Source organism: Paenibacillus sp. 276b, from assembly GCF_900107875.1.
Taxonomy (GTDB): domain Bacteria; phylum Bacillota; class Bacilli; order Paenibacillales; family Paenibacillaceae; genus Paenibacillus; species Paenibacillus marchantiae.
In genome coordinates this window covers 187,400-210,405 of record NZ_FNRR01000009.1, presented here as the reverse complement: position 1 = coordinate 210,405, position 23,006 = coordinate 187,400, and the positions used below count along the sequence as shown (strand labels likewise).

Genomic DNA, 23,006 nt, shown 5'->3' with positions numbered 1-23,006 from the left:
GGAGAAGAAAACAACTATTCGGTATTAGCTACCGTTTCCGGTAGTTGTCCCAAACTTGAGGGCAGGTTGCCTACGTGTTACTCACCCGTCCGCCGCTAACTATCAGAGAAGCAAGCTTCTCTGATAGTCCGCTCGACTTGCATGTATTAGGCATGCCGCCAGCGTTCGTCCTGAGCCAGGATCAAACTCTCCAATAAAGTATTGAAAAGAGCGATAAGCTCATTTTGAAACTGACGAGATTAAAAATCTCATTTATTTTGCTTTGAAATCATACAGTCCGAAGACTTGTACCGATTTTTCAGCGTCGATCTTGCAAGCAAGATCGTTACTCACTCGTTGTTCAGTTTTCAAAGATCAAACTCGATTTGCGTTACTCTTTTTCGTCTCAACCGTGTTTTCGGCGGCGACTTAAATAATGTATCACATTTCGTTTGTTTTCGTCAAGAACTTTTTTTAATTTCTTTTTTTGAAGCTTTTCGTTCTTCACTAATTCCTATGCAGAATTTATCATTTGTTGACGATAAGCTCGTTTGAGGAACGAAATATAATGTATCATATTTCCTGAATAAGAGTCAACCTCTTTTTATAAATTATTAAACAAACAAAAAAGGAAGGTTTCCCCTCCCACTTTATAATCCATATAACGTCAGGCTTCACGAGTAACTACGCCTCAATCCAATAGCGGATTTCCCGCCCATCTCCTCCTATAAAGGATGGCCATCCTGCCGATTCTTTTACTATAGAACGAAACACCAGCTTACGAAGGATAAGCGGCAAATCCTCCCGTACGAATCTCAACTGTGGATGATGGACAAGTTCATCCATACTCCACGGCTCTCTTCGACTTCCAAGCACACGCAGAAGCAATCCAGAGCAATCGCTCATTTTGGACATCACTGAGAATTCACAAGCAAGCAGCACAAGCTCAACTCTCTGTTCCAGAGTCTCTGAACTTACTGTAAGCTCCTGATAGAGCTTCCACAAAGCACGATCCAAACTCTGCACATGTGTCCAGACCGCATGATCTGGGTAGATCCCCTGTTCAATAAGTACAATTCTTGCCCAGTTCCCCAGAGCCTCAAGTACATTGTAATAGGCATCAACAACATGGCCTTCTTGAATGTAACGTTTCGCTTCCACATACATTCTCAAAAAACTGGCGAATTCATGTAGCAGCTTTTGCTCACGCAGTTCGGTTCCAAAAGCAGATAGTTCCTCTCGCAAATCACTCAAGGCGTTATCCGCTTCCCAGATGATCTCACCTTCAATTAGGCACTGCATGATGTTATTGTTATCCCCCGTGATTACACTGCTCTGCAGCTCATGACGGCTGACATAGATTATTTGATAACGAAGATCACCATATTTGTAGTGTCCAACCTTGGATATCAACTGGTCGGTATTATGAACAACAAGTACGAGCAATTCAAAATCCTGGATTAGGGAGCCGTGGAATCGCTCTCCCGGGTGGGAATAAGCGATAGCCCCAACTGCCCCTGTCTCTTCCGACTGTTCGGACAAAAAAGCAAGGTTCTTTAGTTCCACGATTCCCTCCATACAATTCATGGCAGATAAGCGCCAAGTCAGTTATAATGTAATTCTACATGTAGGCTGAAGTTTCCTTCTTATCCAGGTCCGATACTACTCATACGATAGGAGCATTTTTCATGATTTTTAAATCAGCAAAAATTAATGCTTTTCGCACTTGGGGACTACTGCTTACCATGCTAGGCATGGGCCTAATGGTACTGGGAACGGCCGGAATTGTGTTCTGGGGACACGCAGGCAAAGTATTTGCTGCTGTGGGACTCGTCATCGGCCTGATAGCCATGATGGCTAGTCTGGCCATTTATTTCTGGGCTGGTATGCTTTCCACAAGCGCAGTACAAGTGGACTGTCCGGAATGTGGCAAGTTAACCAAAATGCTCGGCAAGACGGATCGTTGTATGTTCTGTCACACCATCCTTACCCTGGACCCTAATCAGGCCAATACTACCAGTTCACAACTGAAAGCGCATTCCACACCTCCATCCCCTTCCGACACAGATCATGGCATGAGTTCCAACAGCTAGATTTTCTTTTCATCAAAGCCCAGAGACAGAAAAAAGGCCCGGTATCTTCACCGGACCTTTTTTTGAATTTCAGAAGCACTTTTAAATTAATTAATATATAAGTTCAAAGAGAGCTATTTCATGTTTATTTCGAATACCCTGCCTGTTTTAGCGTCTCCCATGCCGATGCATCGGCGAAGCTTCGATTCCATGCAGCTACTCCACCCAATTTCAACGAAGCAACCAAATCAACACGTGCCTGAAGCGAAACGGCATCTTCTATCCAGATTTTCTTAGTGGCCCCATCCTCGGAATATTCCACATAATTCTGTCCGCTTTGTTTATCCAGAACAGGTTTGAGTTTCTTTTCCTTGATCAGGTCTGCGACGGTGCTCATGCCTACCGCTTTGGAGGACACTTTCACTTCTCCTTGATCATTGGTCTCTTCCGTCCAGATTCGAGTATATAGCGGCACAGCCATAATCAATTTGTTCGATGGTACTTCATCCTCTTCCAGGATCTTTCTCATAGAAGACTCGGTCCAAGGAAGCGAGGCAACCGAACCGGCCTTTGGACTCGCAGCCCAGTGCTCGTCATACGCCATAACGACAATATAATCGGCAAAAGAGCCTAACGAGCGACGATCCAGAAAAGCAGACCACATCTCACTGTTCGATTTCGGCGTAACATCAACCGAGAGCATCAAACCATGAATGCGCGCCATTGCTTTGATTTCGCGGACAAATTGAGTGATATTCGGTCCATCGTCTGTATAGACATTCTCAAAGTCAATGTTAATGCCGTCCAAATGATACGTCTGTGCATACTCTAGCATCTGCTCTATAATACGCGTACGTGTCTCATATGAGGCCACGGCTTCTTTCGTAACATCCGGATCAAAGCTGTTATCCATCAAGCCCCATACTTCCATGCCGGAATGGTGAGCCCAGTTGACGTATGCTTTATCCCCTTTACTTTTTACGTTGCCTTGTCCATCTGTAATATGGAACCATGTGGGGCTTACCACATTAACTCCAGGCATCTTGCCAATCGAAGACACATCAGGCTGTCGGTTGTATACGGCTTCCCAAACCAGGTTGACCGGTTTATTCTGCCACTTTTTCTCCGCCGCAGTCAGGGTAAATTTAGGCTTGTCCAGTTCCTTTTTCTCCGTAAGAGTGACATACTTATTAGCCACATAACCGGCATAACCATTATCCAACTGAACAAAGCTCTGGTCATCACCTGTCTGCCATACCCTTACTCGTGCGTCCTGCTCCATATCGGCGATGATGGGAGAAGATTCTCCCCCGCGTTTGTACAAAGGAACCGTTTTGTCTGCCTTGGAAGACAATGTATTAATCTCCGCATACTGAATCGTGTCACCTCCACGCATCAGCAGAACGGCACCCGTTGTAACATCTTCCTGTATAGCTATCCCATATACTTCTTTCAATGGTTTGAGCGGAATATAAGCTTCCCCCCCAACCACCTCCGGTTTAACCGTCATGGGATAATCTCGATGATTAAGTTCCGCTTTCGTACTGCCTTCCTTCATATGGAGTACTCGCTGCGGTGTTGCAATAATGATATCTCCTGTGTCTGCTTCATAACGTATTCCGGAATCGATCGCCTCTTGCAGCACCGATACGGGCAATTTAAGCTGATCTCCCGTTCCTGAAGCCTCGCCATCCATCAATTGTCCGTCTACAAAAATAGGTTGATTCATACCAATCCAGTCGGGGTCTTCGTGAATCTGATTAAGCCAAACATTCGTTATTAGCCAATAAGCACCGCCTGCAACAACACAGGCAGCCAAAAATCCAGGCCAGAACGAGCGGCGCTTCTGACGTGTATATCTGCTTTTTCTACTCAAACGTCTACCTCCGTTAATCATGCTGAATCATGAAATAGCTAAACTGCTGAAGACTATATAAATTCTATCGTCCTAAAAACAAAAAACGTGAAGAATCCAAACTGAATTCTGCACGTTAATATTGTAATTCATCTCTCTTAATCCCTGCAACTTTTACAAACACCATATACTTCCAACCGGTGACCATGTACTTCAAATCCTGTACTTGACTCCGCCTGGAGCTCCACGCTTTTTAGCGAAGGATAACTAAAATCTTCAATCTTGCCGCATTTATCACAGATAACATGGTAATGATCCGTCACATTGGCATCGAAGCGACTTGAGTTATCCCCGTATGTCAACTCCCGGACCATGCCCGCTTCCAGAAACATCTTCAAATTGTTATATACAGTCGCCACGCTCATACTGGGAAACTGGGGTTCAAGCGCACGGTAAATTTCATCGGCTGTCGGATGCCCCATGGATTCCATCAGATAGTTCAATATGGCATGACGCTGGGGTGTAATACGGACACCGGTCGTTTTCAGATGCTCCAACGCATGTTGGACACGTGTTGCCATAAAACCCACCGCCTTACCTTTCATTACTCTGCAGAGACAGAATGTATGATCACATGTTCTCTTCATTCAGAGTTGATCCTCGGCTGGAACAACGACATTACATTTTCCTGCCGTGTAACCTTGCCAGTTTATATTTATTGTACGGCGATTGCAAGTTTATTGTCAACGCGCCAGTCAGGGAACTTCGGACGTTTCGCCTTGGGAATTCTGTCCGTCTTCGGTCATTTGTTCCAAGTTATCATCCGTATCTTCCGAATCCAGTGAATTCGTTCCAACAGGAGGCACTGCAGGATTACGATCAATCGTGAGGTCGCTGTTCCCCTCAACTTTAACCGTATACTCTCCTTCACCAAGCTGGCCCTCAATCGTTTTATTCTTCACTTTAAACGGCAGATCCGTTTGCAGATCTCCATAACTGCTGGAACCACTGAGGCTATAATCCCCCCGCTCCGGAAGCAGAATGTTAATAGCTCCTACAGCGCTATAAACGTCCCAGTCACCGCCTACTTTGGCGGATACAATACTTATACTGCCATTGAGGGATTGAGCTTTAACTGCCAAGCTTGCGCCGTCTACATTGATATTTCCGTTTCGTGTATCCGCTGTGATCTCTCCGACGGAGTCCGTGATGTTAATACTTCCGACTTGTGTAGTCAGATTCACATTTCCAGAAACCCCACGGGCCTTCATGTCCCCACGATTACTGTTCAAGTCCACATTTCCGATCGCATTTGCCACAACGACATCACCATTCAGCGTTTTACCGGAAATATCACCTACGGCATTCGTAATTCTAATCCGTCCATTTCCGGTCTCGGCCAAAATGGTACTAATGGCTTCCGGACGATTCAACAATATGGCTCCATTGGACGTCCGAATATCGAGATTGAAACGACGATCATCCGGGATCGTTATGGTGATATTCATCCGCGGCTGTGTTTTCTCGTTCTCTCCATACGTTTTGCCTGTAGTCTTGATATGAATCACTTTTGTCCCGTCTGCCTCAACAAAAGAAGCGTCCGCCACTGCTTTGGCCTGTACTTCAGTTGTCTGATCCACCCAAACTACCGTGCGCACTTCAATTTCTTCCGTATCCCCCCGCTGTATCGAGATATCCCCGTTCACTCCCTCAACAACAAGGTCCGATGTATCCATACCTACAGGCACCCGAATCGTGCCCTTATCTTCCATATATCCTGCTGCCTGACTATAGTCCATGGATGCCGCTCCGAGATTAAGACTCACCCTGTTCCACAAATGCATATAATGATCCTGCTCAGAAACGATAAATACAGAAGCCGTCAGGACAAGGGACGTCAGGATGCCCTTCGCATCGGGTCTGAAGCGCATTTTAATTTTCTCACCTTGGTTGTCTGAACCTGCATTCCCTCTTCGACGTGTCACTAAGAACAACAGTATGTATTCTACACCTAACACAACGAGCAAGAGGGGCCACCAATCGACCATCTCATATACATAGTCCGTTCCCCACCGTTTATCCAAAATCAACAGCACACCGACAGCTACGAGTAAGGCGGCAGCCGTATAGCGGCCGACCCGGACTTTACGGTTCATGGCTATCCCTCCTTGAATAGTTCACACTAGATTTTCTTCTTGCGAAGCATGACCCAGATTTCCCGTCCGAAAAGGATTAGTCCTCCTGCGATCATCAGAACAGCAAAAGTGTATCCGCCATACACAGCGATTAACTCTTTAAACCAACGTGGTTTACGAAAGAACAATACCAGCAGCGATCCCCCTACAATCAGGAGCAATCCAAACGAAATGCCTCTTTCCCACACCATCATGGCTTCCCCTGCAGAACGTTCATTAGGAATGGGCTTGTCCGAGCTATTGTGGGTAACCGCTCTTCTCCTGCGCATCATCACCCAGTCCGCAGATTGCAATACGTCGAATACATTGTAAAAGTAAATCACCGGAATAAACAACGCCAACAGGATAAGCAATGGTACATTGATCTGTATTCCAATGGTTGAGAAGTACAAGAGTGCTGACAGGTCCAGTAGTACAAGCATCATGAAAGTCAGACCTCTCATGTATAATCGGAGATAAATATGGCCCAGACCCGGAATAACTGCACTTAGTAACCCGGCAATAAACTTGTGAGTTCGATTTCGGACAGGTTTTCCGCGCGTTCCGCTGGAAGTGTTGTTCGACTGACGTTTCCGTTTCATAAACGACTCCTTTCTTCCGGGCTGATGTTCCCGCTCTTCATGCATTTGGTTAGATAGTACCCTAAAGAGCCGGGAGAGTAACTGGAAGAAATATGGTTATGAGCAAAAACCCTCCGGCACTAAAGGCCTCAGAGGGTTTAATTCAATTATTCGACTGACACTTTCGTTACATGTTCCCACTGTCTTAACTTGGATACGAGATGCACTGCACTCAATTCATGTGGCATGTAGACATGCAGCACAATTTCAATTTTGCGTTCAACCGATATCATTTCAGCATAAGCCAAATCCTGTTCATTCACCGTTATTTTACGGATTTTGATCTTCTCCTGCTCCATAAAAGAAGATACCTGTTCCAGAAAACCGGGCTCAGACAAAGTATGAAGTGTAACGACATGCAGTTTGTTTCCTCGTATATACCTAAGCTCCAACTTGTTGAATACCCAGAGATTAAGTAATACCAAGACGGTTGACACGATGGAGGCAAAAAAGAATCCTGCGCCTGTTGCTAGTCCGATGGCTGCCACAACCCAAATGGAAGCCGCCGTTGTCAGTCCGGTAATCGATTTGCCGGTAAAAAGAATCGTGCCCGCTCCGAGAAACCCAACGCCTGTAATAACGGCTGTAGCCAGACGGGCCGGATCAATTCTTACGTTTAATTCATTTGCAAAATCTTTAAAACCATAAATAGACAACATCATGATTAGTGCAGATCCAAGACATACCAAAATATGGGTACGCAGACCGGCAGCATGATTGGAACGCTCCCGCTCCAGGCCTACAAGCCCTCCAAGCAGCATAGCCAGTAATAATCGCAATAAAATGTGCCACTCATCTATTAACCAGGGATTGCCCAAAGCCGGTATTCCTCCTCCAGTTGTTCACATCATTAATCTTTATTCTTATGAAATGTCGTTAATTCCACTCCAGGTGCAATCTGTACAACCTCCACGGGCTTAAAACCGAATTTGGTATACAATTTCACGGCTGGCTGGTTCAACGTTCCTGTGGAAACGATATAACGCGGAAGATCCGGATACTGTTCAAACACATACGTCATCAAAGCAGCAGCAATCCCCTTACGAAAATGATCAGGGTGCACCATCATGCGTGTGATCGTCAACGTATTGATCTCTTCCTCATCCACTGCAATCGCACCAAGCAATTCCCCATCCGTGTCCAGATAGCCATAAAAAGTCTCTCCACAGTTCTGAAGTGTCTCCATCGTATCCATCAAAGGCGGAATTTCCTGGAACCCGATGATCTCGGCTTCGAGCCGATAAGCTACATGCTGCAGTCGCCAGAGCTGCCCTACGGTCTCCAGATCATTCAATGACAAAGATTGAATCTTCATAACATACCTCATCTCCTTCGTACGTCCACTGAATCCAGGACAATAAAATCAAACTTATGCCCTAACAAAAAGAGGCTGTCACAGGGACGAGCCTCTTTCTGTCCGGCCTCACCGGATGGATCAGCGGTTCAGTACATCTGTAAGCAGTTGATTGGCTAGTCCCGGATTGGCTTTGCCTTTGCTTTCTTTCATGACTTGACCAACGAGGAAGCCAATGGCCTTCTGCTTACCAGCCTTGTAATCTTCCACGGATTGCGGGTTGTTCGCAACAACCTGCTCCACAATCGCGAGAATGGCACCTGAGTCACTAATCTGGACCAGACCTTTTTCTTCAACAATTTGCTGTGGAAGCTTGCCGCTCTCGAGCATTTCCTTAAATACCGTTTTGGCGATTTTACTGTTAATTGTACCTTTTTCAAGCAATCCAATCATCTCACCCAGACCTTGGCCAGTCAGTGGCACCTGAGTCAATTCAAGGTTGCTGGTATTCAAATAACCAAGCAAATCACCCATAATCCAGTTGGATACGGCTTTGGCATCCTTGGTGTATTTCAGACTATCTTCAAAAAGATCAGCGACCGCTTTGGAAGAGGTAATAACCTCCGCATCATAATTAGGCAGTCCATAATCAGCGGTATAACGGGCTTTACGCTCGTCCGGAAGCTCCGGTATGGAAGCTCTGATCCGTTCTTTCCAGGCTGCATCGATATGCAGCTTCACCAAGTCCGGGTCTGGGAAATAACGATAGTCATGCGCTTGCTCTTTACCACGCATCGACAGTGTTTTCCCTTGAGACTCATCCCAGCGACGAGTTTCCTGAACCACTTCGCCGCCGTCGTCCAAAATTTCCGCTTGGCGAAATTGTTCATACTCCAGACCACGCTGAACGCCACGGAAGGAGTTCATGTTTTTCAGTTCGGCTCTCGTTCCCAGCTTCTCTTGTCCATGCGGACGCAAACTAATGTTGGCATCACAACGCAGTGAACCTTCTTCCATCTTCACGTCGGATACATCACAGTACTGCATGATGGCACGCAATTTCTCCAGATATGCACGAGCTTCCTCCGGAGAAGAAATCTCCGGCTCAGAGACAATCTCCACGAGCGGCGTACCAACACGGTTGAAATCGACCAATGAAGCATAGCCGCCGTCCACGTGGGTAAGCTTCCCTGCATCTTCTTCCAGATGAAGACGCGTAATGCCGATTCGCTTCGTTTCACCGTTGACTTCAATATCGATCCAGCCATTCTCACCAATCGGTTGATCGAATTGTGAGATCTGATATGCTTTCGGAGAATCGGGATAGAAGTAGTTTTTGCGGTCAAACTTGCTGACATCAGCAACAGTGCAGTTAAGGGCCATGGCTGCTTTCATCGCGTAATCTACAGCCTGGCGATTCAATACAGGCAATACGCCTGGATGTCCGAGACAGACCGGACAAGTATGTGTATTTGGCGGAGCTCCAAAGGCAGTGGAGCAGCCGCAAAAGATTTTGGAGTTTGTATGCAACTCGACATGGACTTCAAGTCCAACGACCGTTTCATATTTAGATGCGGACATTTCTATATTCCTCCGTTCCGGGCAGTCTACAGCTGCGGACGCTGCTTGTGGAATTCCGTATTTTGTTCAAACGCATGCGCTACGCGCAGTACGGTCGTTTCATCAAAAGCTTTACCGATAATCTGCATGCCAACAGGCAGTCCATCCGAGAATCCGCAAGGGATGCTGACTGCAGGTACACCAGCCAGGCTGACAGGGATAGTCAGAATGTCGTTGAGATACATCGTAAGTGGGTCATCGACTTGGGATCCAAGTTTGAATGCCGTTGTTGGCGCAGTTGGCCCAATGATGACATCATATTTAGCAAATACGTCGTCGAAATCCTGTTTGATCAACGTACGCACTTTCTGAGCTTTCAAATAATACGCATCGTAGTAACCCGAGCTGAGTGCATAGGTTCCAAGCATGATGCGTCGTTTCACTTCAGGACCAAAACCTTGACTACGGGATTGGTGATACAGATCCAGCAAGTTTTCCGGATTGTCTGCACGAACACCATAACGTACGCCGTCGAAACGAGCCAGGTTCGAAGAAGCCTCTGAGGAAGCGAGCAGATAATACGTAGCCACCGCATATTCGGTATGCGGAAGCGATACTTCTTCCCATGTTGCACCGAGTCCTTCGAGGACTTTCAGGGCAGACAGGACGGTTTCTTTAACTTGAGGATCAACGCCTTCACCAATGTATTCCTTCGGAACAGCAATACGAAGTCCTTTGACATCCCCTGTCAGTCCGCTCAGGTAATCCGGGATATCCACTTTCGCGGATGTCGAATCTTTGGCGTCATAACCAGCAATGGCTTGCAACACATAGGCAGAATCCTCGACATTTTTCGTCAAAGGACCAATTTGATCCAGGGAAGATGCGAATGCAACCAGACCAAAGCGGGAAACGAGTCCGTAGGTCGGTTTCAAACCAACAACGCCGCAATAGGATGCAGGCTGTCTGATGGAGCCCCCTGTATCTGATCCCAATGTGAAATAAGCTTCTCCTGCCGCAACAGCCGCAGCAGATCCACCACTGGAGCCGCCTGGAACACGATCGAGTGCCCAAGGGTTACGTACAGGGTAGAAGCTTGAATTTTCATTGGAGCCGCCCATGGCGAATTCGTCCATGTTCAACTTCCCGATCGTCACGGTATCCGCTGCTTTCAGCTTCTCGACAACGGTTGCATCATACACCGGGTCGAAATTGCGCAGAAACTGGCTGCCACATGTTGTGCGCAGTCCGTTCGTAACGATGTTGTCCTTAATGCCGACTGGCAGACCGAAAAGCAAACCTTTCTCCTCACCGCTGACGAGACGATCATCCAGTTGACGTGCACGAGCACGTGCTTGTTCTTCATCCAGCGCCAGATAAGCCTTAACCTTTTCATCCCGTTCACCAATGTTCTGATATGCCTGATTCACCAGATCGCTGACCGACAGCTCCTTGGCGTGCAGCTTGTTATGTATCTCCGGCAACGATTGTTCAAATAAACTCACGTAATTCGTCCTCCTTCCGGTTATCCGTTATTCCATTACAGCAGGCACTTTGAATTGCCCGTCTTCTTCATCTGGTGCATTGCGCATGACCTGTTCAATCGACAGACTTTCCTTCGTCTCATCTTCACGCATCACATTGCTGACGTGCAGCACGTGAGTGGTAGGCTCAATGTTCTCTGTATCCAGTTCATTCAGCTTCTCAGCATATTTTAAAATCGCGTTCAGCTGCCCTGTCAGGGTTTGCTCTTCTTCAGCAGTCAAATTAAGCCGGGCCAACTTGGCCACATGCTGAACGTCATTATTCGAAATACTCATTTCCGGATGCCTCCTTCATTCGTTCTAATTCCTGAAACCGCCGAAAACGAATCGTCCGTTTAACGGGCTAAAGTCCCAAGATAACTTTTTTCATTATAGGTGAGATAGTTCGACAATTCAATGCAAATGACCCGAGTTACCGAATATGCAAAATAACACCACATCAGGGGAGTCTTCCTTTAATGCGAATTTCAAAACCTATTAACTGAATTTTTACGCGTTAACCAGGATAATGAGGAGCTTCAACGTTCATATGTTCCAGTCTAATCAAAAAAGAGCCGGCATCAGCCGACTCTTAAAATTCTAAATCCATGCACGCAGGTTAACCTGCTTTATAAAATCCGCCTGGGACATAACATCGTTCGCGGTTTCCTCTTCCTCTTCCACAGCTTGAAAATCTCCGTTCATCAGATGATGAAACAGTTTCTCATTGTGTGTCGCAAGGGCGTAATCTATCAACGCTTCTCGCTCGACCCGCTCAGCTTCCTGCTTCAGCAGAACCTCTTCTAGATCGACGTCGCCGGATGGAACAAAAAAGTTCCGATTCACCTGCGGCACTCGAAGCACGTAATCGAACGCATTGTCCGGATTCCGGTCATAAGCGATGATGAAACCATATTCCCCCACAGGAAGATTCTGCTCAAACGCATCCGCGACGATGACAACCTTCTCTCCTAATCGCAGCATCGTCTAACCTCCTGGTAGTCTATCTTTTTATTATTTGTATAGTCTACTAGAAAAGAATAGCGCTGTCTACGATTACTAGAATTAAACAAAACATTTGTGCAAAATCTTTTTTCCAACCCGTGAACTCTATGATTTGTCCGACGTTTGCTTAGGGGGTCTGCGATCTGCTCGCACCACAATGAACCAATATATGATCAAAGGTGTTGGGAATCCGGTAATGCCCCACAATCCCCATAACCAGGGGAAACGGCCACGTCTGCGTGCATCCTGAAAGATCCATGTTCCCTGTATTAGCAAAAGAACGGCAATCAGAATAAGCCATATGAGAGGAATCTCATTTAAAGAATAATGCAGATCATTCATGACGAGTCTCCTTCCGGCGTCTCCCTGACCAGATTACTCCCACGGCAATCGCTGCGCACAAGCTAATCGCCTGGATACCCAAATATAGAGCTGGAGCCGAATGGAACAATAAGGCACCAAAAGCTATAATGAACAATCCCACAATCCAGAACAAAATCATTTCGATCCGATTGGCTCGTCGTCTCATTTGTTTTCGTTCCTTGACTTGGGCTTCAATGGAGGCTAATGAAGGAATGTTTACAGGCTCATACGCATCATCGAGCACTTTCATCTGTTGCTGCATTCGCATCAGAATCTCTTGTTCATCCTGTTCCTCAGATCTGCTCATGCTCAACCCAGCTCCTTTCTCAATTGACGAAGGCCATAGGCAGTTCGAGACTTCGCCGTTCCGGATGGAATACCCAGCATTTCACCAATTTCATCATAGCCATAACCATAATAATGCTTCAGCAGGACGGCAATACGATGTTCTGGGGTTAACCTTGTCATGGCATCCATAACATCTGTCCATTCTTCATTCCGGCTCTCAAATTGCCACCGCAATTTCCGTACAGCCTGATTCCGAATGGCTTCCAGCCAAATCTGTTCTCTTCGCCTGCGCCTGGACTTGTCGATATATATACGGGTGGCAATCGTAATCATCCATGACGAAAAGGCAGACGAGCCATCGTATCTATAAATATTTTCCATACATCGAATCATCGTATCCTGCACCGTCTCCTCAGCAACGTTGGGGTCCATCGTTACTTTGACAAGATACTTATACACAAAGGCGTAGTGACGCTGCAGCAGTTCTGCCAGTGCACTGCCAGTGCACTGTCATCCCCCTGTATCGCTCTCTGTACCTCTTCCAGTTCGGCTGCCTCCATCTGCATCATCACCTGCTCTCCGCTCAGTCTTATGTTATTACGACAGGCTCTGCAGAAACGTTCAATTCAATCCAAAAAAAAATCTGAAGCCGACAATTTCCCGGGCAATCAGACTTCATTTCGGTAATCTTGCAGTTTGTCGAACCACGGTTGGTTGCGGGCTCCACTGCTTAATAAACGACTTCTCCATATATTTTGCTGTTGATCCTTGATTGGATTCATCTCATTATTCATGTAGTTATGTAGTTGAGGACGCTGGGTAACTGCTTCTATTCTGCCACTTTCCATTGCTAGACGGTTTTCTTCGATGATCAGGTTCTCGGCACGTTGTCCAAACTGAATCACTCGCTTTTTCTCCACTTCTAATTCCTCGCTCTCATTAGACGATCTTCTGTAGATACTTGTCAACGATCTGTATGTAGGGTTAAACGGATGTAACTTTGATAAAAAAGTAGCTGAAAACAAAAAAAGAACGCAAACCGGGTATAGACCACAGTCTGCGTGCTTCGCAAGTTAGGGTGTTTCTTTGTATTGCTTCAGTTAGATGGTGCTTTAACGCTTGTAACAACTAATTGCTATTCTAATGAAAAAGTTGTCACTTGTCCAGACTTTCTTCACATAAATTGTCGGATCATCTTGCAGACACGTAAGGATTGTTCTTCTTCTCATAACCGATTGTCGTTTTGGGACCATGACCTGGATACACTTTGACCTCATCCGCGAAGGTGTATAACTTGTTCTGGATGGAATCAATCAGATCCCGTTCACGGCCTCCGGTCAGATCCGTTCTGCCTACACCCATACGGAACAGAACATCACCAGCAAACAGATCGTCACCACACAGCAGACTTACACTGCCTGGGGAGTGTCCCGGTGTATGGTACACTTTGAACGTATGACCAATAAAGTTCAGAGTCTGCCCTTCGTCCAAGGCATATTCAGCTGGATCTGTCGAAAGCGGCGGGGTAGCCTGCGGCCAGTTCAAAGAACCATTCAATTTCGGCGTCGTAAGCCAATCACTCTCCAAGTCATGCAAATAAACGGGACAGCCTTTCAATTGTCGAATTTCATCCACGCCGCCCATATGATCAAAATGTGCGTGAGTAAGCAGGATCGCTTCGATCTCCAGGTCCTGAATAGCTTTGAGTAATGAGCCCGGATTCATTCCAGGGTCAATGATTATGGCTTTACCTGGATCATCACCCTGCAACAGATACGCATTGGTCTGGAGCGGTCCCAAAGAAAATGTACGAATGTTAAGCATATCGGCTCAGTAACCCGAAATCAGTTCACGCAACTCACGAATAATAGCTGCATTTGACTCCGTTCCTTCCCCATAACGTTTACCAATCTCTTGACGTGCTACAGCCAAATTATCCTGATAATCTGCCGCTTCACGGTCCGGGTTGAGACGTTTGAATTCAACCATAACTTCCTGCACATGTTTCGGACGAGGTCCCCATTGACCCAGTACATGTCCGCCCGTATCTGCAAAAATAACGACAGGAACAGAGCGTCCGCCCATCGTAAGGAACTCATCCATCACTTCAGGGTGATTTTCCAAAATAAGAACTTCTGTCGGAATGCCGGAAATTTCCAGCGCCTGGAATACGACTGGAACATTGCGTACCACATCGCCACACCAGTCAGCAGCCAAAATTAACACACGCAAGTCATCGCGGTGATTCAGGCTTTCGAAAAATTCACGATCATCCTCACTTGGCCATACAAAGCTGTCATAGTTTGCCTGAAACTCACTTTGGTTCTTTGTCATGCTCTCAATGAAATCTTTCGGTGGCAAACCTTTACCGAATTTGTGAGACAAGTTTGGTTTTCCCATAACTAGACACTTCCCTTCTTTTTACGAGCATTCATCCATTTAATAAGTACATAAACAATCATAAGTGCGAGAGCAACGAGCAGAATCGGCATAATATAAGGTGCCGCTTTCTCGTTGATATGTTGCCATTGATCTCCAAGTATCATCCCTAAATATATAAACAATGCAGACCACGGTATAACAGCGAGGGTTGTCAGCAAAATAAATCGACCCGTATGCATTTTGGATATACCGGCAGGAATCGATATGGCATGTCTTACGACCGGAACAAAACGCGCCGTGAAAATGACCCCTGTCCCATACTTGCGGAACCACTCTTCGGAATGGTCGATGTGCTTTTTCTGGATCAGTATGTATTTTCCGTAGCGTTCAAGTACAGGTCTTCCGCCATAACGGCCAATCCAGTAAATAAATAGCTGGGCTATGACACCGCCCACAGTACCAAAAATCAATGCACCGAAAAAATTAATATGGCCTTGTGAAACGAGAAAACCTCCATATGCCAGTACAATTTCACTCGGAATAACTTCAAGCATTAGTCCAAGCATAATTCCAAAGTATCCAAGACTCTGAATCCAATCGAATAATTGATTGACAATGTTATGAATAACGTCCATCTCGACCCTCTTTCTTCATCCTGATTGGCAGTGCCCTTCCGCACCATGGATGTTCGTCCCTATTTTATCACAGGCCTGTAGCTGTTGCTACTTCACCCGTCTGGGATAGTGTCCCGCAGGCAGGCGTTTGCATATGGTATCGGGAGAGGAGCGTGAGAAGATGTCATTCAAATCAGCACCCGGTACTCCCCCGGTCAAACATAACACCCCAGGCCAGAAACTGCCTTCTGCCCGCGGTATCCGAAGAGCATGCAGCAAAGAGCTGTATCGAACAGCCAAAAAGCTAAAGGTATATATCTCCCCAGAGCTGATGAAGCAGGCGGAAGAATTGTATTATGGGAAGGTCATCGCCAATCTGCTCTGGATCGGAGAAAATCGGGATAATCGCAAAAAATTATGCGAATGGTGGAACGCGGATGTCAGCTTAGAGATTGCGACTCTATGGGGTGTAGAGGTAGAACCGCTGCAAGCTGCCTTTAAGAATGCATTTGGCGGATACCGCCTGTAGGTTGGGAGTAATGAACAGGTAGTTGAACAGCATATTGCTCGATTTTGAATAACCTGAACTGAGGCGTAAAGCAATACATTCGTTGGATCCATGCGAGATCGTTCATGCCGTTAAAAGTTGAATCATTGTTTTCATGCATCTCGTTCTCTTTTAGAGTTGGATGAGGTCAGATATTCAGGGACTCTTTCTGGTCACTTCTGAAGCAAGTGGATCAAAAGCAAGGAGGCGCAGATTATCCCCGTAACGTAGTGCGTCTTCTCCAAGCTCAAAACGCCGATCATTTCTATCCTTCTCTGATGCTACTTTTTCGGCCAGTTGTCCGTAACGTTCATATATCCTTACTCCAGCAGCAGCGGTCTGCCTTCCTCGTTCAGCATACCCTGACGCCAGTTCCCTCCGTGATGCCTGTTCCATCCAATACAGGGCTTGGGACTGGCTGGACGCGTCAAAACGATTCTGGGCCAGGCCTTGTTCAAAATAGTTCCCGGCCGACTCTCCTCTACCCGATTGAGCGGCTAACCGCCCCAGCTCTCCGTAGAGTTGGGGTGAAACAGGGGAAAAGGACAAGCTCTGCACCAATATGGAGTCAGCCTTTTTCGCTGGAAGCGTACGGGACAGGGAGATGGCGATATCCGGTCTGTAAGGGTTGAACTTGTACGCCGCAGTAAGAAGCGCTTTACGTTCAGCACCTTCTGTATTTTTTGACATGGCTAAACGATATTGTTGTTCTGCCGCCACTTGTTGTCCAGCAAGCCAGACTGTGCCGCCGAGCCAAAACATGACGAACAGTCCGGTTAATATCCGTTGAGGCCACGGGCTTAACGGACGGAGAAAACGAGACCGTTTTTTGTCAGCCACGGATTCCTGAAGAGTTGACGACGAGAGGGCCCAGCCCCCAAGCCAAATGAACAGCATCCAATTGAAGGTGAAGCTCCAGTCAAAGTCCATAGCGCCATGGAGGACAAAAACAATAACCGAAGGCAGCAGCTGCGGTGCATGCCTCCACATCGTTCGCAGGGTGGAAAAGAACCATCCGGCGATGAGCAGTAACCCGATCACGCCTGTATCGAGGGCCAGATCGAGGAAGCCGTTGTGGACCTCGCCTCCGACATAAGGCGAGGATTGGATGGCGCGAAACATATTGCGCCATGTCTCTCCCCCGTGGCCCAGCCATGCGGCCTCGGTCCAGAGCTTCAGGGCGTCCCGCCACATCTGAAGGCGGGACAGCCCTGTGCCGACACCAGCCGCCATGCGGTCGGCTGTGGAGGCCACGGCCACAGTGGCGGCGGCGATTCCCGCCAGCACTGTGGCCGTGAGGGCAGCGGCGCGGGCATGAGCGCCGCTGTGCCACAAACGGCACAGCAGCAGCGTGCCGAGCAGCGCAGCTGCCCATGCTCCGGCCAGTGCCAGCAGGCCGGGCACGGGTGCAGGCGCCAGCTGGGCCGCAGCCAGCTGGCGGTAGAGCCAGGCCGCGCACGCCAAGGGCGCGGCTGTGGCCAGCAGCAGCGGCAGGCGGGCACCGCGCCGCTGCAAAGCGAAGGCGGCGACCGCGGCGCAGCCGGTCGCCAGCCAAGCGCCGCGCGACTCGCTCAGCAGGAGCGCGGCTTGCGCGGGCATGAGCGGCAGTGCTGCCGCGATGAGCCGCCCGGCCGACAACGGCCGGGCCATAGCGCGCGCGGCGGCAGCCAGCCGCTCCAATGCGTACATGCCAACGATGGCACCGTACGCATTAGGGTACTGCAGCAATCCGCCGAGCCTGGCTCCGGCGGAGCTGATCTCAGGGTCAGCGGTTCGCATGACCCCATAAGGCAGCGGCAGCACACCGCACGCGGCTAGCACTCCGCTTAGAACAAGCAGGCCGCCTGCCAATTGCCAGCCGCAGGCAAACCATTTCGCTCCGTTCGCGCGTGCGGCCAACATAACTGTTAGCAATGCAAATATCGCCAGAAGGCTCCAGCGCAGCATCTCCTCCAAGCTTCCCTGTACACTGACAGAGCCCAGCCCTATATGCAGGCCAAACCAGACTGCTATTGCCAGGGGCCAAAGCATCCAGCGGAAGTGAGCATACTGCATAATCGCCCCATATAGTCGTTTGAGGTAATCCAACCACTGAGCAATCCCTAACTGCCCTCTCGTCTTCGGTGCATTAAAGCACATAATGAACAAAACAAACCAAATAAGTACACTTCCTGATGCCATGAGTACCATGGGATATACGTCCGTAGCATAAAACAATCCCCTACATAGACATCCTGTCAACAGTAAAGCCACTGCAATTAAACCAAGAACTGCCGTTAATGCCGATTCTGAACTCCACTTGGCTTTCTCATCTGATTTTCCTCCCTTCATATGTCCCTCTCCTTTCTCCCGTCTCCGTATTCCTCTTAATGAATTTCAAACAAAAAAAGACAGAAGCCCTATTAGGGTCTTCTGCCTGATTTCATGCCTTTGGCACATTATATTTATTTTCACGGGACCCTCTTATCAGTATGTCCCGTCAACGGCGATGGCAGACGAACTGCATCGTCTCAAAGGATCAAGCAACTCAATCATGTATCATCCTTCTTGCCATCTGCCATCAAACATTATGCATCACTTTTCATTGTTCCATAGACATTCACATTCAACAGTGATCACAGTGGCTGGCATCTTGGGTGACACCTTTGGTCGATTCTCCATTTGAATTCTCCTGGCTCGCATCTGCCCCTTGGTTCGGTGCAGCTTCTTTCAGCTTGCCACCACCTGGGAGCAAGTCCGCACAAGCCCGCTCCAAATAAGGATCTGCGTGAATGAAATCACGGAATGCGGTATATTCGTTCCACATGTCAGCAGTCTGCCCAGCCTGGCCTCGTACGGCACGGATTAAAATATTTTTCGGCGTATGCTCCATGTCGATAAATTCAAGCAGCTGCGTTTTGTATCCCATCAGATCGAGCAGCTTGGCCCGAATGGCATCGGTTGCCAAAGCGGAGAAACGTTCCTTCAGAATACCGTGTGACAACAACGGGTTCATCACGTTGGATTCAATCTGATCAAACAGCTCGTGCTGACAGCACGGTACAGACAGAATGACCGAAGCGCCCCAACGAACGGCTTTCTCCAAAGCAGCATCGGTTGCTGTATCACAGGCATGCAGCGTTACAACCATATCCACTTCATTCAACTCGTCGTAGTCAGCAATGTCTCCAACGAGGAACTTAAGATCACCGTAATGCAATTTGTTTGCCAGATCATTGCAGTGTTCAATAACATCGGCTTTTAAGTCGAGGCCAATAATTTTAAGCGATCTGCGCTGCTGTACGGACAAATAGTGATATAAAGCAAAGGTGAGATAAGACTTCCCGCAACCAAAATCAACAATGGTAAGTGGACGGCCCTCCGGCAGATGCGGGATGACGTCCTGAACCATTTCGAGGAAACGGTTGATCTGTCTGAACTTGTCGTACTTGCGAGCCAAAACGCGGCCTTCCTCGCTCATAATCCCCAGCTCCACCAGAAATGAAACGGGAACTCCATCTTCCAGCACATATTGCTTTTTGCGATTATGCGAGAGGTCCACCGCAGTCTTGGAAGGCGACTTGGTCAAGATGGACACTTTATATTTTTTGCTGATCAAAATTTGATAGTCTGCGTCTGTAGTACAGAGCAGTCCTTGACGAAACGTCTCTTCGCATAGCAAAGTCATGCGCTCTGCCGCTTCATCCGGAGCCAAATTCTCGTGCAGCACTTTGTTGGTATAATGAAATGCGAATTGATAATGAAGCTGATTCTTGAGCGTTACCGGCTTGACTTGCACTTTCGTATACGAGACATTGTCCCGTCTGCGCAGCTGGCTCCAGGTCGCTGTAATCAGCGAATTCTGTTCAAAGATGTCTTGTATAAGCTTTCGCAATGAATCCACGGGGGTACATCTCACTTTCGGTTTGGTTTGGTCAACCGTTACCATAACACAATTCCGTTCCCTCTCCAAGTTAACGGCCTATTCATCGGTTTAACGGTTCAGCTCGGCAATCCCCTCTTCCACTTCCTCACGAGGCAAACCACCTTGTTGCAATTGCTCATCTTCCAGTTGTCTTAACCTTTCATAGAAAGCCTGTACCTCACCCCGATACTGAATGGGATGGCTGTCATCTACCTGCAGCAGTCTGTACCAGCTATTCTCAGCCTGATCATAACGCCCCTGCTGTTCACGATACAGGGCAAGCTGCTTTTCCGTTCGTGCCGGAAGTTCGTATTGTTTCGTCTGCTCCAATATTCCCTCCACACGATCTGGTGCATCCAGCAGCTTCGGATTAGCCCCATTATTCAGTGCGTACAGGTAAAAATGAAGTGATCTCATCAGACGAATAAGTGCTTCATTCTCCGACTCCATTTTTTCCTGGTCATCTATGCCCTCTACTTTGGCCTTTTCATTATAAATGTACGCCTCTTCTTCGATCAGCCTGGCGGCTTGTTGCAGATTGTCCACTTCAATGACGCCGCGAAAACGGAACATTTCAATGACATCCTCGGCCGGCAGTGAGTTCAGCAGAGATAAATTCAGTCCAAACTGCCTACGCAGCAGCTCGTCCAGCTCGGACAGAGCCTCCGTGTGTTTTCGCTGTTGTTTAAGTGTAAATACTTTGCCGATCGCTTCTGTCATTTCCTCCATCATGCGGAGCAGATAATCTTTCCTGAACATGCTATGTGCCCCCTCATCATTCGATCGTGTACATTCCAGTTTCACTTGCATGATCCATTCTCATCATTTTAATTCATGCCATGACAAAAAGCCAAAACATGGTCTATGGCTCGTCCTATGCTCTGGCCCTGAACAAATAAAACCCCTGCCGTTCTTGAGCGAACGTTGCAGGGGTTTAGCAAAATACCGACGCTCCGCCAAGGAGGCGAAATCATCCGATACTCTATTCATGTTCCATTATTACTTCGATAATCCCGTCAAAAATTGTTTAATGACCTGAATTAAATCTTCCGGAGCTTCATACATGCTCATATGTCCTGCCCCAGGAATCACGGCTTGTGTAATATGTGGTTTGTCACTTGTGAATGTACGTTCCGGCGGAATGACGGCATCCTTCTCTCCGGCAACCAGTAGGACAGGAAGCGGTGTAGCGGACAATACATCACGACGATCCGGTCGTTCCCGCATAGCCAGTGCAGCTCCAGTTGCCCCTTGTGGCGCAGTCTGGTAACCAATTTCCTTCACACGAGTCACTTGCGTCGATAGCGATTCCAAATGTTCTTGTGCAAACAAACCGGGAACCAGCCCATCTACAAAGTGAACAATGCCTTCCGTCTGAATGGTGGATACTGCACGAAGGCGTTTTTCTTTGCCTTCTTCACTATCCGGATAGGCTGTGGAATGAATCAAGCCGAAGGCATTCAATCGTTCTGGGTGGCGCTGTGCGATAGAAAGTGCGATATATCCGCCCATGGAGTGACCGAGCAGGAAAGCCTTGTCCACCTTTAGCTCATCCATTAATTGCAATACGTCATTGCCCATCTGATCAATGGTATAACTACCTACAGGTGCGTCCGTTTTTCCGTGTCCACGCAGATCGGGTACGATGCAACGATAGCTGCGTGCAAGCTCAGGCACCACTTCATCCCAGTAGGATGAACTGCCGCAGTATCCGTGGAGCAAAATGAGTGCTTCTCCCTTACCCTGTTCGGCATAACAAATCGTCGTTCCGTCACACATCACTTTTTCCATATAAATCCCTCTCTCTGCGCGAATTAAATTAATTCAAGTTGTATATTATTAAGCCTGCATATCATTAATGAAACGTTTATCTGTATTTCACTGCTTCGGCGACCGCCTCTGCAATCGATCTGGACATGCCCATAACGAAATGAAGCGAGGTCATCTGTAGAATGGAATAAGGTCTCGGTCCATTAGCATTCACTACAGCAGCCACGCTGTAATGACCAACTGGCGGCAGCTTGCCTCCAACCGATTTTGCCGGAATCAGTGGATGTTCCGCAAGATAGTATGTACCTGTTGCCTGTTTTGGACCCAGACAAGCATCAATGGCGATGATGGCATGATGTGACGGGACAAGCGCCAGCCTCTTCTCCAGTGTATCCGCATCACAAGGAGAAGCCAGAGTTCCTACAACGTGATTCACTCCATACTCCTGCAGTAGACTGCCTGTCAGTGGGCCCAGAGCATCTCCGGTGGAACGGTCCGTCCCGATACAGACAAAGGTGATTTCATCCGGTGAATGAAGCTTATAGATGTGCTTGAAAAATAATACCAAGTCTTCTCCCTGCACATTGTGGCGGGCTTCCCTACTTTGATGACGAACCAATTCCCGCTTATATACGGCCAATCTCTTACCTCCTTATACACATGTACTTCCTGCCTGAGTCTCTATTGTTATATTCCTCATTTTACCCGATGCTTGATTTCGTCGCAAAAGCATTGGCCTGAGCCTGTCCAATCATGATACAATGACAACAGTTTCCGATACGGAAGGGATGGACATAACGATGGATTTAACGCAAGCAAGCGCAGCCAACATGGAATATATGATTGAAGCAATCAAAACGAAGTTGCGGATGGCCAGTGGAGCTGCCATGCAGGCTTCGTCTTTCCCACTTGCGAAGTATGAAGATTTGTTTGACCTGTATGAAATGGTCCTAAGCAAGGAACATCTGAGTATCTCTGAAGTGGAAGCTGTCGCTTCCGAACTGGGTAATCTCCGCAAATCCTAGGGCGGTATCG

26 protein-coding genes and 1 rRNA gene are annotated in these 23,006 nt (G+C 47.7%); 3 read left to right on the top strand and 24 right to left on the bottom strand.

The window, feature by feature from the left end:
* Positions 1-197: ribosomal RNA gene (locus BLV50_RS29220) — 16S ribosomal RNA — on the bottom strand; the annotation flags it as partial.
* A 466-nt stretch (positions 198-663) separates the two neighbouring features.
* The gene (locus BLV50_RS29215; RefSeq protein WP_244552237.1) at positions 664-1,545 is read right to left on the bottom strand and encodes a nucleotidyltransferase-like protein; all 882 of its coding nucleotides are present in this window, start codon (positions 1,543-1,545) and stop codon (positions 664-666) included.
* A 122-nt stretch (positions 1,546-1,667) separates the two neighbouring features.
* On the opposite strand from BLV50_RS29215, the gene BLV50_RS29210 reads away from it, so the two are divergent.
* Positions 1,668-2,072, top strand: coding sequence for a YgzB family protein (locus BLV50_RS29210; RefSeq protein WP_053778954.1), 405 nt, complete (start codon positions 1,668-1,670; stop codon positions 2,070-2,072).
* Positions 2,073-2,196: 124 nt separating this feature from the next.
* On the opposite strand, the gene BLV50_RS29205 is transcribed toward BLV50_RS29210, so the two are convergent.
* The 17 genes from BLV50_RS29205 to BLV50_RS29125 all read right to left on the bottom strand — a co-directional run bounded on the left by BLV50_RS29205 (position 2,197) and on the right by BLV50_RS29125 (position 15,771).
* On the bottom strand, positions 2,197-3,927 hold the full coding sequence (locus tag BLV50_RS29205; RefSeq protein ID WP_083584880.1) for a glycosyl hydrolase family 18 protein: 1,731 nt from the start codon (positions 3,925-3,927) through the stop codon (positions 2,197-2,199).
* 137 nt (positions 3,928-4,064) lie between these two features.
* A complete protein-coding gene (gene perR, locus BLV50_RS29200; RefSeq protein WP_024631328.1) occupies positions 4,065-4,487 on the bottom strand; it encodes a peroxide-responsive transcriptional repressor PerR in 423 nt (140 codons plus the stop codon).
* A 174-nt stretch (positions 4,488-4,661) separates the two neighbouring features.
* Positions 4,662-6,062 carry a DUF4097 family beta strand repeat-containing protein gene (locus tag BLV50_RS29195; RefSeq protein WP_090811417.1) on the bottom strand — a complete coding sequence of 467 codons (1,401 nt, stop codon included), beginning with the start codon at positions 6,060-6,062 and terminating at the stop codon, positions 4,662-4,664.
* Positions 6,063-6,088: 26 nt separating this feature from the next.
* Positions 6,089-6,682, bottom strand: a complete 594-nt coding sequence (locus BLV50_RS29190; protein ID WP_063566623.1) for a hypothetical protein — start codon at positions 6,680-6,682, stop codon at positions 6,089-6,091.
* A gap of 146 nt (positions 6,683-6,828) precedes the next feature.
* On the bottom strand, positions 6,829-7,539 hold the full coding sequence (locus BLV50_RS29185; protein ID WP_063566622.1) for an MgtC/SapB family protein: 711 nt from the start codon (positions 7,537-7,539) through the stop codon (positions 6,829-6,831).
* 32 nt (positions 7,540-7,571) lie between these two features.
* On the bottom strand, positions 7,572-8,036 hold the full coding sequence (locus BLV50_RS29180) for a GNAT family N-acetyltransferase (RefSeq protein ID WP_063566621.1): 465 nt from the start codon (positions 8,034-8,036) through the stop codon (positions 7,572-7,574).
* Between the two features lie 120 nt (positions 8,037-8,156).
* A complete protein-coding gene (gatB, locus tag BLV50_RS29175) occupies positions 8,157-9,596 on the bottom strand; it encodes an Asp-tRNA(Asn)/Glu-tRNA(Gln) amidotransferase subunit GatB (RefSeq protein WP_090811415.1) in 1,440 nt (479 codons plus the stop codon).
* Between the two features lie 26 nt (positions 9,597-9,622).
* The gene (gene gatA / locus BLV50_RS29170; protein ID WP_064640573.1) at positions 9,623-11,080 is read right to left on the bottom strand and encodes an Asp-tRNA(Asn)/Glu-tRNA(Gln) amidotransferase subunit GatA; all 1,458 of its coding nucleotides are present in this window, start codon (positions 11,078-11,080) and stop codon (positions 9,623-9,625) included.
* Positions 11,081-11,107: 27 nt separating this feature from the next.
* Complete coding sequence (gene gatC / locus BLV50_RS29165) at positions 11,108-11,395, bottom strand: Asp-tRNA(Asn)/Glu-tRNA(Gln) amidotransferase subunit GatC (RefSeq protein WP_063566618.1); 288 nt, start codon at positions 11,393-11,395, stop codon at positions 11,108-11,110.
* 303 nt (positions 11,396-11,698) lie between these two features.
* Positions 11,699-12,082: a hypothetical protein gene (locus BLV50_RS29160; RefSeq protein ID WP_024631336.1), complete on the bottom strand. Its 384-nt coding sequence runs from the start codon at positions 12,080-12,082 to the stop codon at positions 11,699-11,701.
* A 126-nt stretch (positions 12,083-12,208) separates the two neighbouring features.
* Positions 12,209-12,445, bottom strand: a complete 237-nt coding sequence (locus tag BLV50_RS29155) for a hypothetical protein (protein ID WP_090811413.1) — start codon at positions 12,443-12,445, stop codon at positions 12,209-12,211.
* A complete protein-coding gene (locus BLV50_RS29150) occupies positions 12,438-12,773 on the bottom strand; it encodes a YxlC family protein (protein WP_090811411.1) in 336 nt (111 codons plus the stop codon). Before BLV50_RS29150 ends, BLV50_RS29155 begins: the two co-directional genes overlap by 8 nt.
* Positions 12,774-12,775: 2 nt before the next feature.
* Entirely contained in the window at positions 12,776-13,213 is a 438-nt protein-coding gene (gene sigY, locus BLV50_RS29145) for an RNA polymerase sigma factor SigY (RefSeq protein ID WP_256338073.1), read from the bottom strand.
* Positions 13,214-13,422: 209 nt separating this feature from the next.
* The gene (locus BLV50_RS29140) at positions 13,423-13,674 is read right to left on the bottom strand and encodes a hypothetical protein (protein ID WP_143021589.1); all 252 of its coding nucleotides are present in this window, start codon (positions 13,672-13,674) and stop codon (positions 13,423-13,425) included.
* 271 nt (positions 13,675-13,945) lie between these two features.
* Positions 13,946-14,578 carry an MBL fold metallo-hydrolase gene (locus BLV50_RS29135; protein WP_090811407.1) on the bottom strand — a complete coding sequence of 211 codons (633 nt, stop codon included), beginning with the start codon at positions 14,576-14,578 and terminating at the stop codon, positions 13,946-13,948.
* Between the two features lie 6 nt (positions 14,579-14,584).
* A complete protein-coding gene (locus BLV50_RS29130; protein WP_090811405.1) occupies positions 14,585-15,154 on the bottom strand; it encodes a thioredoxin family protein in 570 nt (189 codons plus the stop codon).
* 2 nt (positions 15,155-15,156) lie between these two features.
* The gene (locus BLV50_RS29125) at positions 15,157-15,771 is read right to left on the bottom strand and encodes an undecaprenyl phosphate transporter UptA (protein ID WP_063566612.1); all 615 of its coding nucleotides are present in this window, start codon (positions 15,769-15,771) and stop codon (positions 15,157-15,159) included.
* Between the two features lie 160 nt (positions 15,772-15,931).
* Here BLV50_RS29125 and BLV50_RS29120 point away from each other — a divergent pair, with 160 nt between their 5' ends.
* Positions 15,932-16,279, top strand: coding sequence for a hypothetical protein (locus BLV50_RS29120; RefSeq protein WP_064640579.1), 348 nt, complete (start codon positions 15,932-15,934; stop codon positions 16,277-16,279).
* Positions 16,280-16,453: 174 nt separating this feature from the next.
* Here BLV50_RS29120 and BLV50_RS29115 read toward each other — a convergent pair whose 3' ends face one another.
* The 5 genes from BLV50_RS29115 to yyaC all read right to left on the bottom strand — a co-directional run bounded on the left by BLV50_RS29115 (position 16,454) and on the right by yyaC (position 22,611).
* Positions 16,454-17,896, bottom strand: a complete 1,443-nt coding sequence (locus BLV50_RS29115) for an O-antigen ligase family protein (RefSeq protein ID WP_256338074.1) — start codon at positions 17,894-17,896, stop codon at positions 16,454-16,456.
* Between the two features lie 1,006 nt (positions 17,897-18,902).
* Positions 18,903-20,180: a class I SAM-dependent methyltransferase gene (locus BLV50_RS29110; RefSeq protein ID WP_072735632.1), complete on the bottom strand. Its 1,278-nt coding sequence runs from the start codon at positions 20,178-20,180 to the stop codon at positions 18,903-18,905.
* A gap of 90 nt (positions 20,181-20,270) precedes the next feature.
* Complete coding sequence (locus tag BLV50_RS29105) at positions 20,271-20,960, bottom strand: DUF6483 family protein (RefSeq protein WP_063566640.1); 690 nt, start codon at positions 20,958-20,960, stop codon at positions 20,271-20,273.
* A gap of 240 nt (positions 20,961-21,200) precedes the next feature.
* Entirely contained in the window at positions 21,201-21,992 is a 792-nt protein-coding gene (locus BLV50_RS29100; protein WP_063566609.1) for an alpha/beta fold hydrolase, read from the bottom strand.
* Positions 21,993-22,068: 76 nt separating this feature from the next.
* Entirely contained in the window at positions 22,069-22,611 is a 543-nt protein-coding gene (gene yyaC, locus BLV50_RS29095; RefSeq protein WP_079697093.1) for a spore protease YyaC, read from the bottom strand.
* 160 nt (positions 22,612-22,771) lie between these two features.
* Between yyaC and BLV50_RS29090 the strand changes: the two genes are divergently transcribed.
* On the top strand, positions 22,772-22,996 hold the full coding sequence (locus BLV50_RS29090; RefSeq protein ID WP_063566608.1) for a DUF1128 domain-containing protein: 225 nt from the start codon (positions 22,772-22,774) through the stop codon (positions 22,994-22,996).
* The last annotated feature ends 10 nt before the right edge of the window (positions 22,997-23,006 follow it).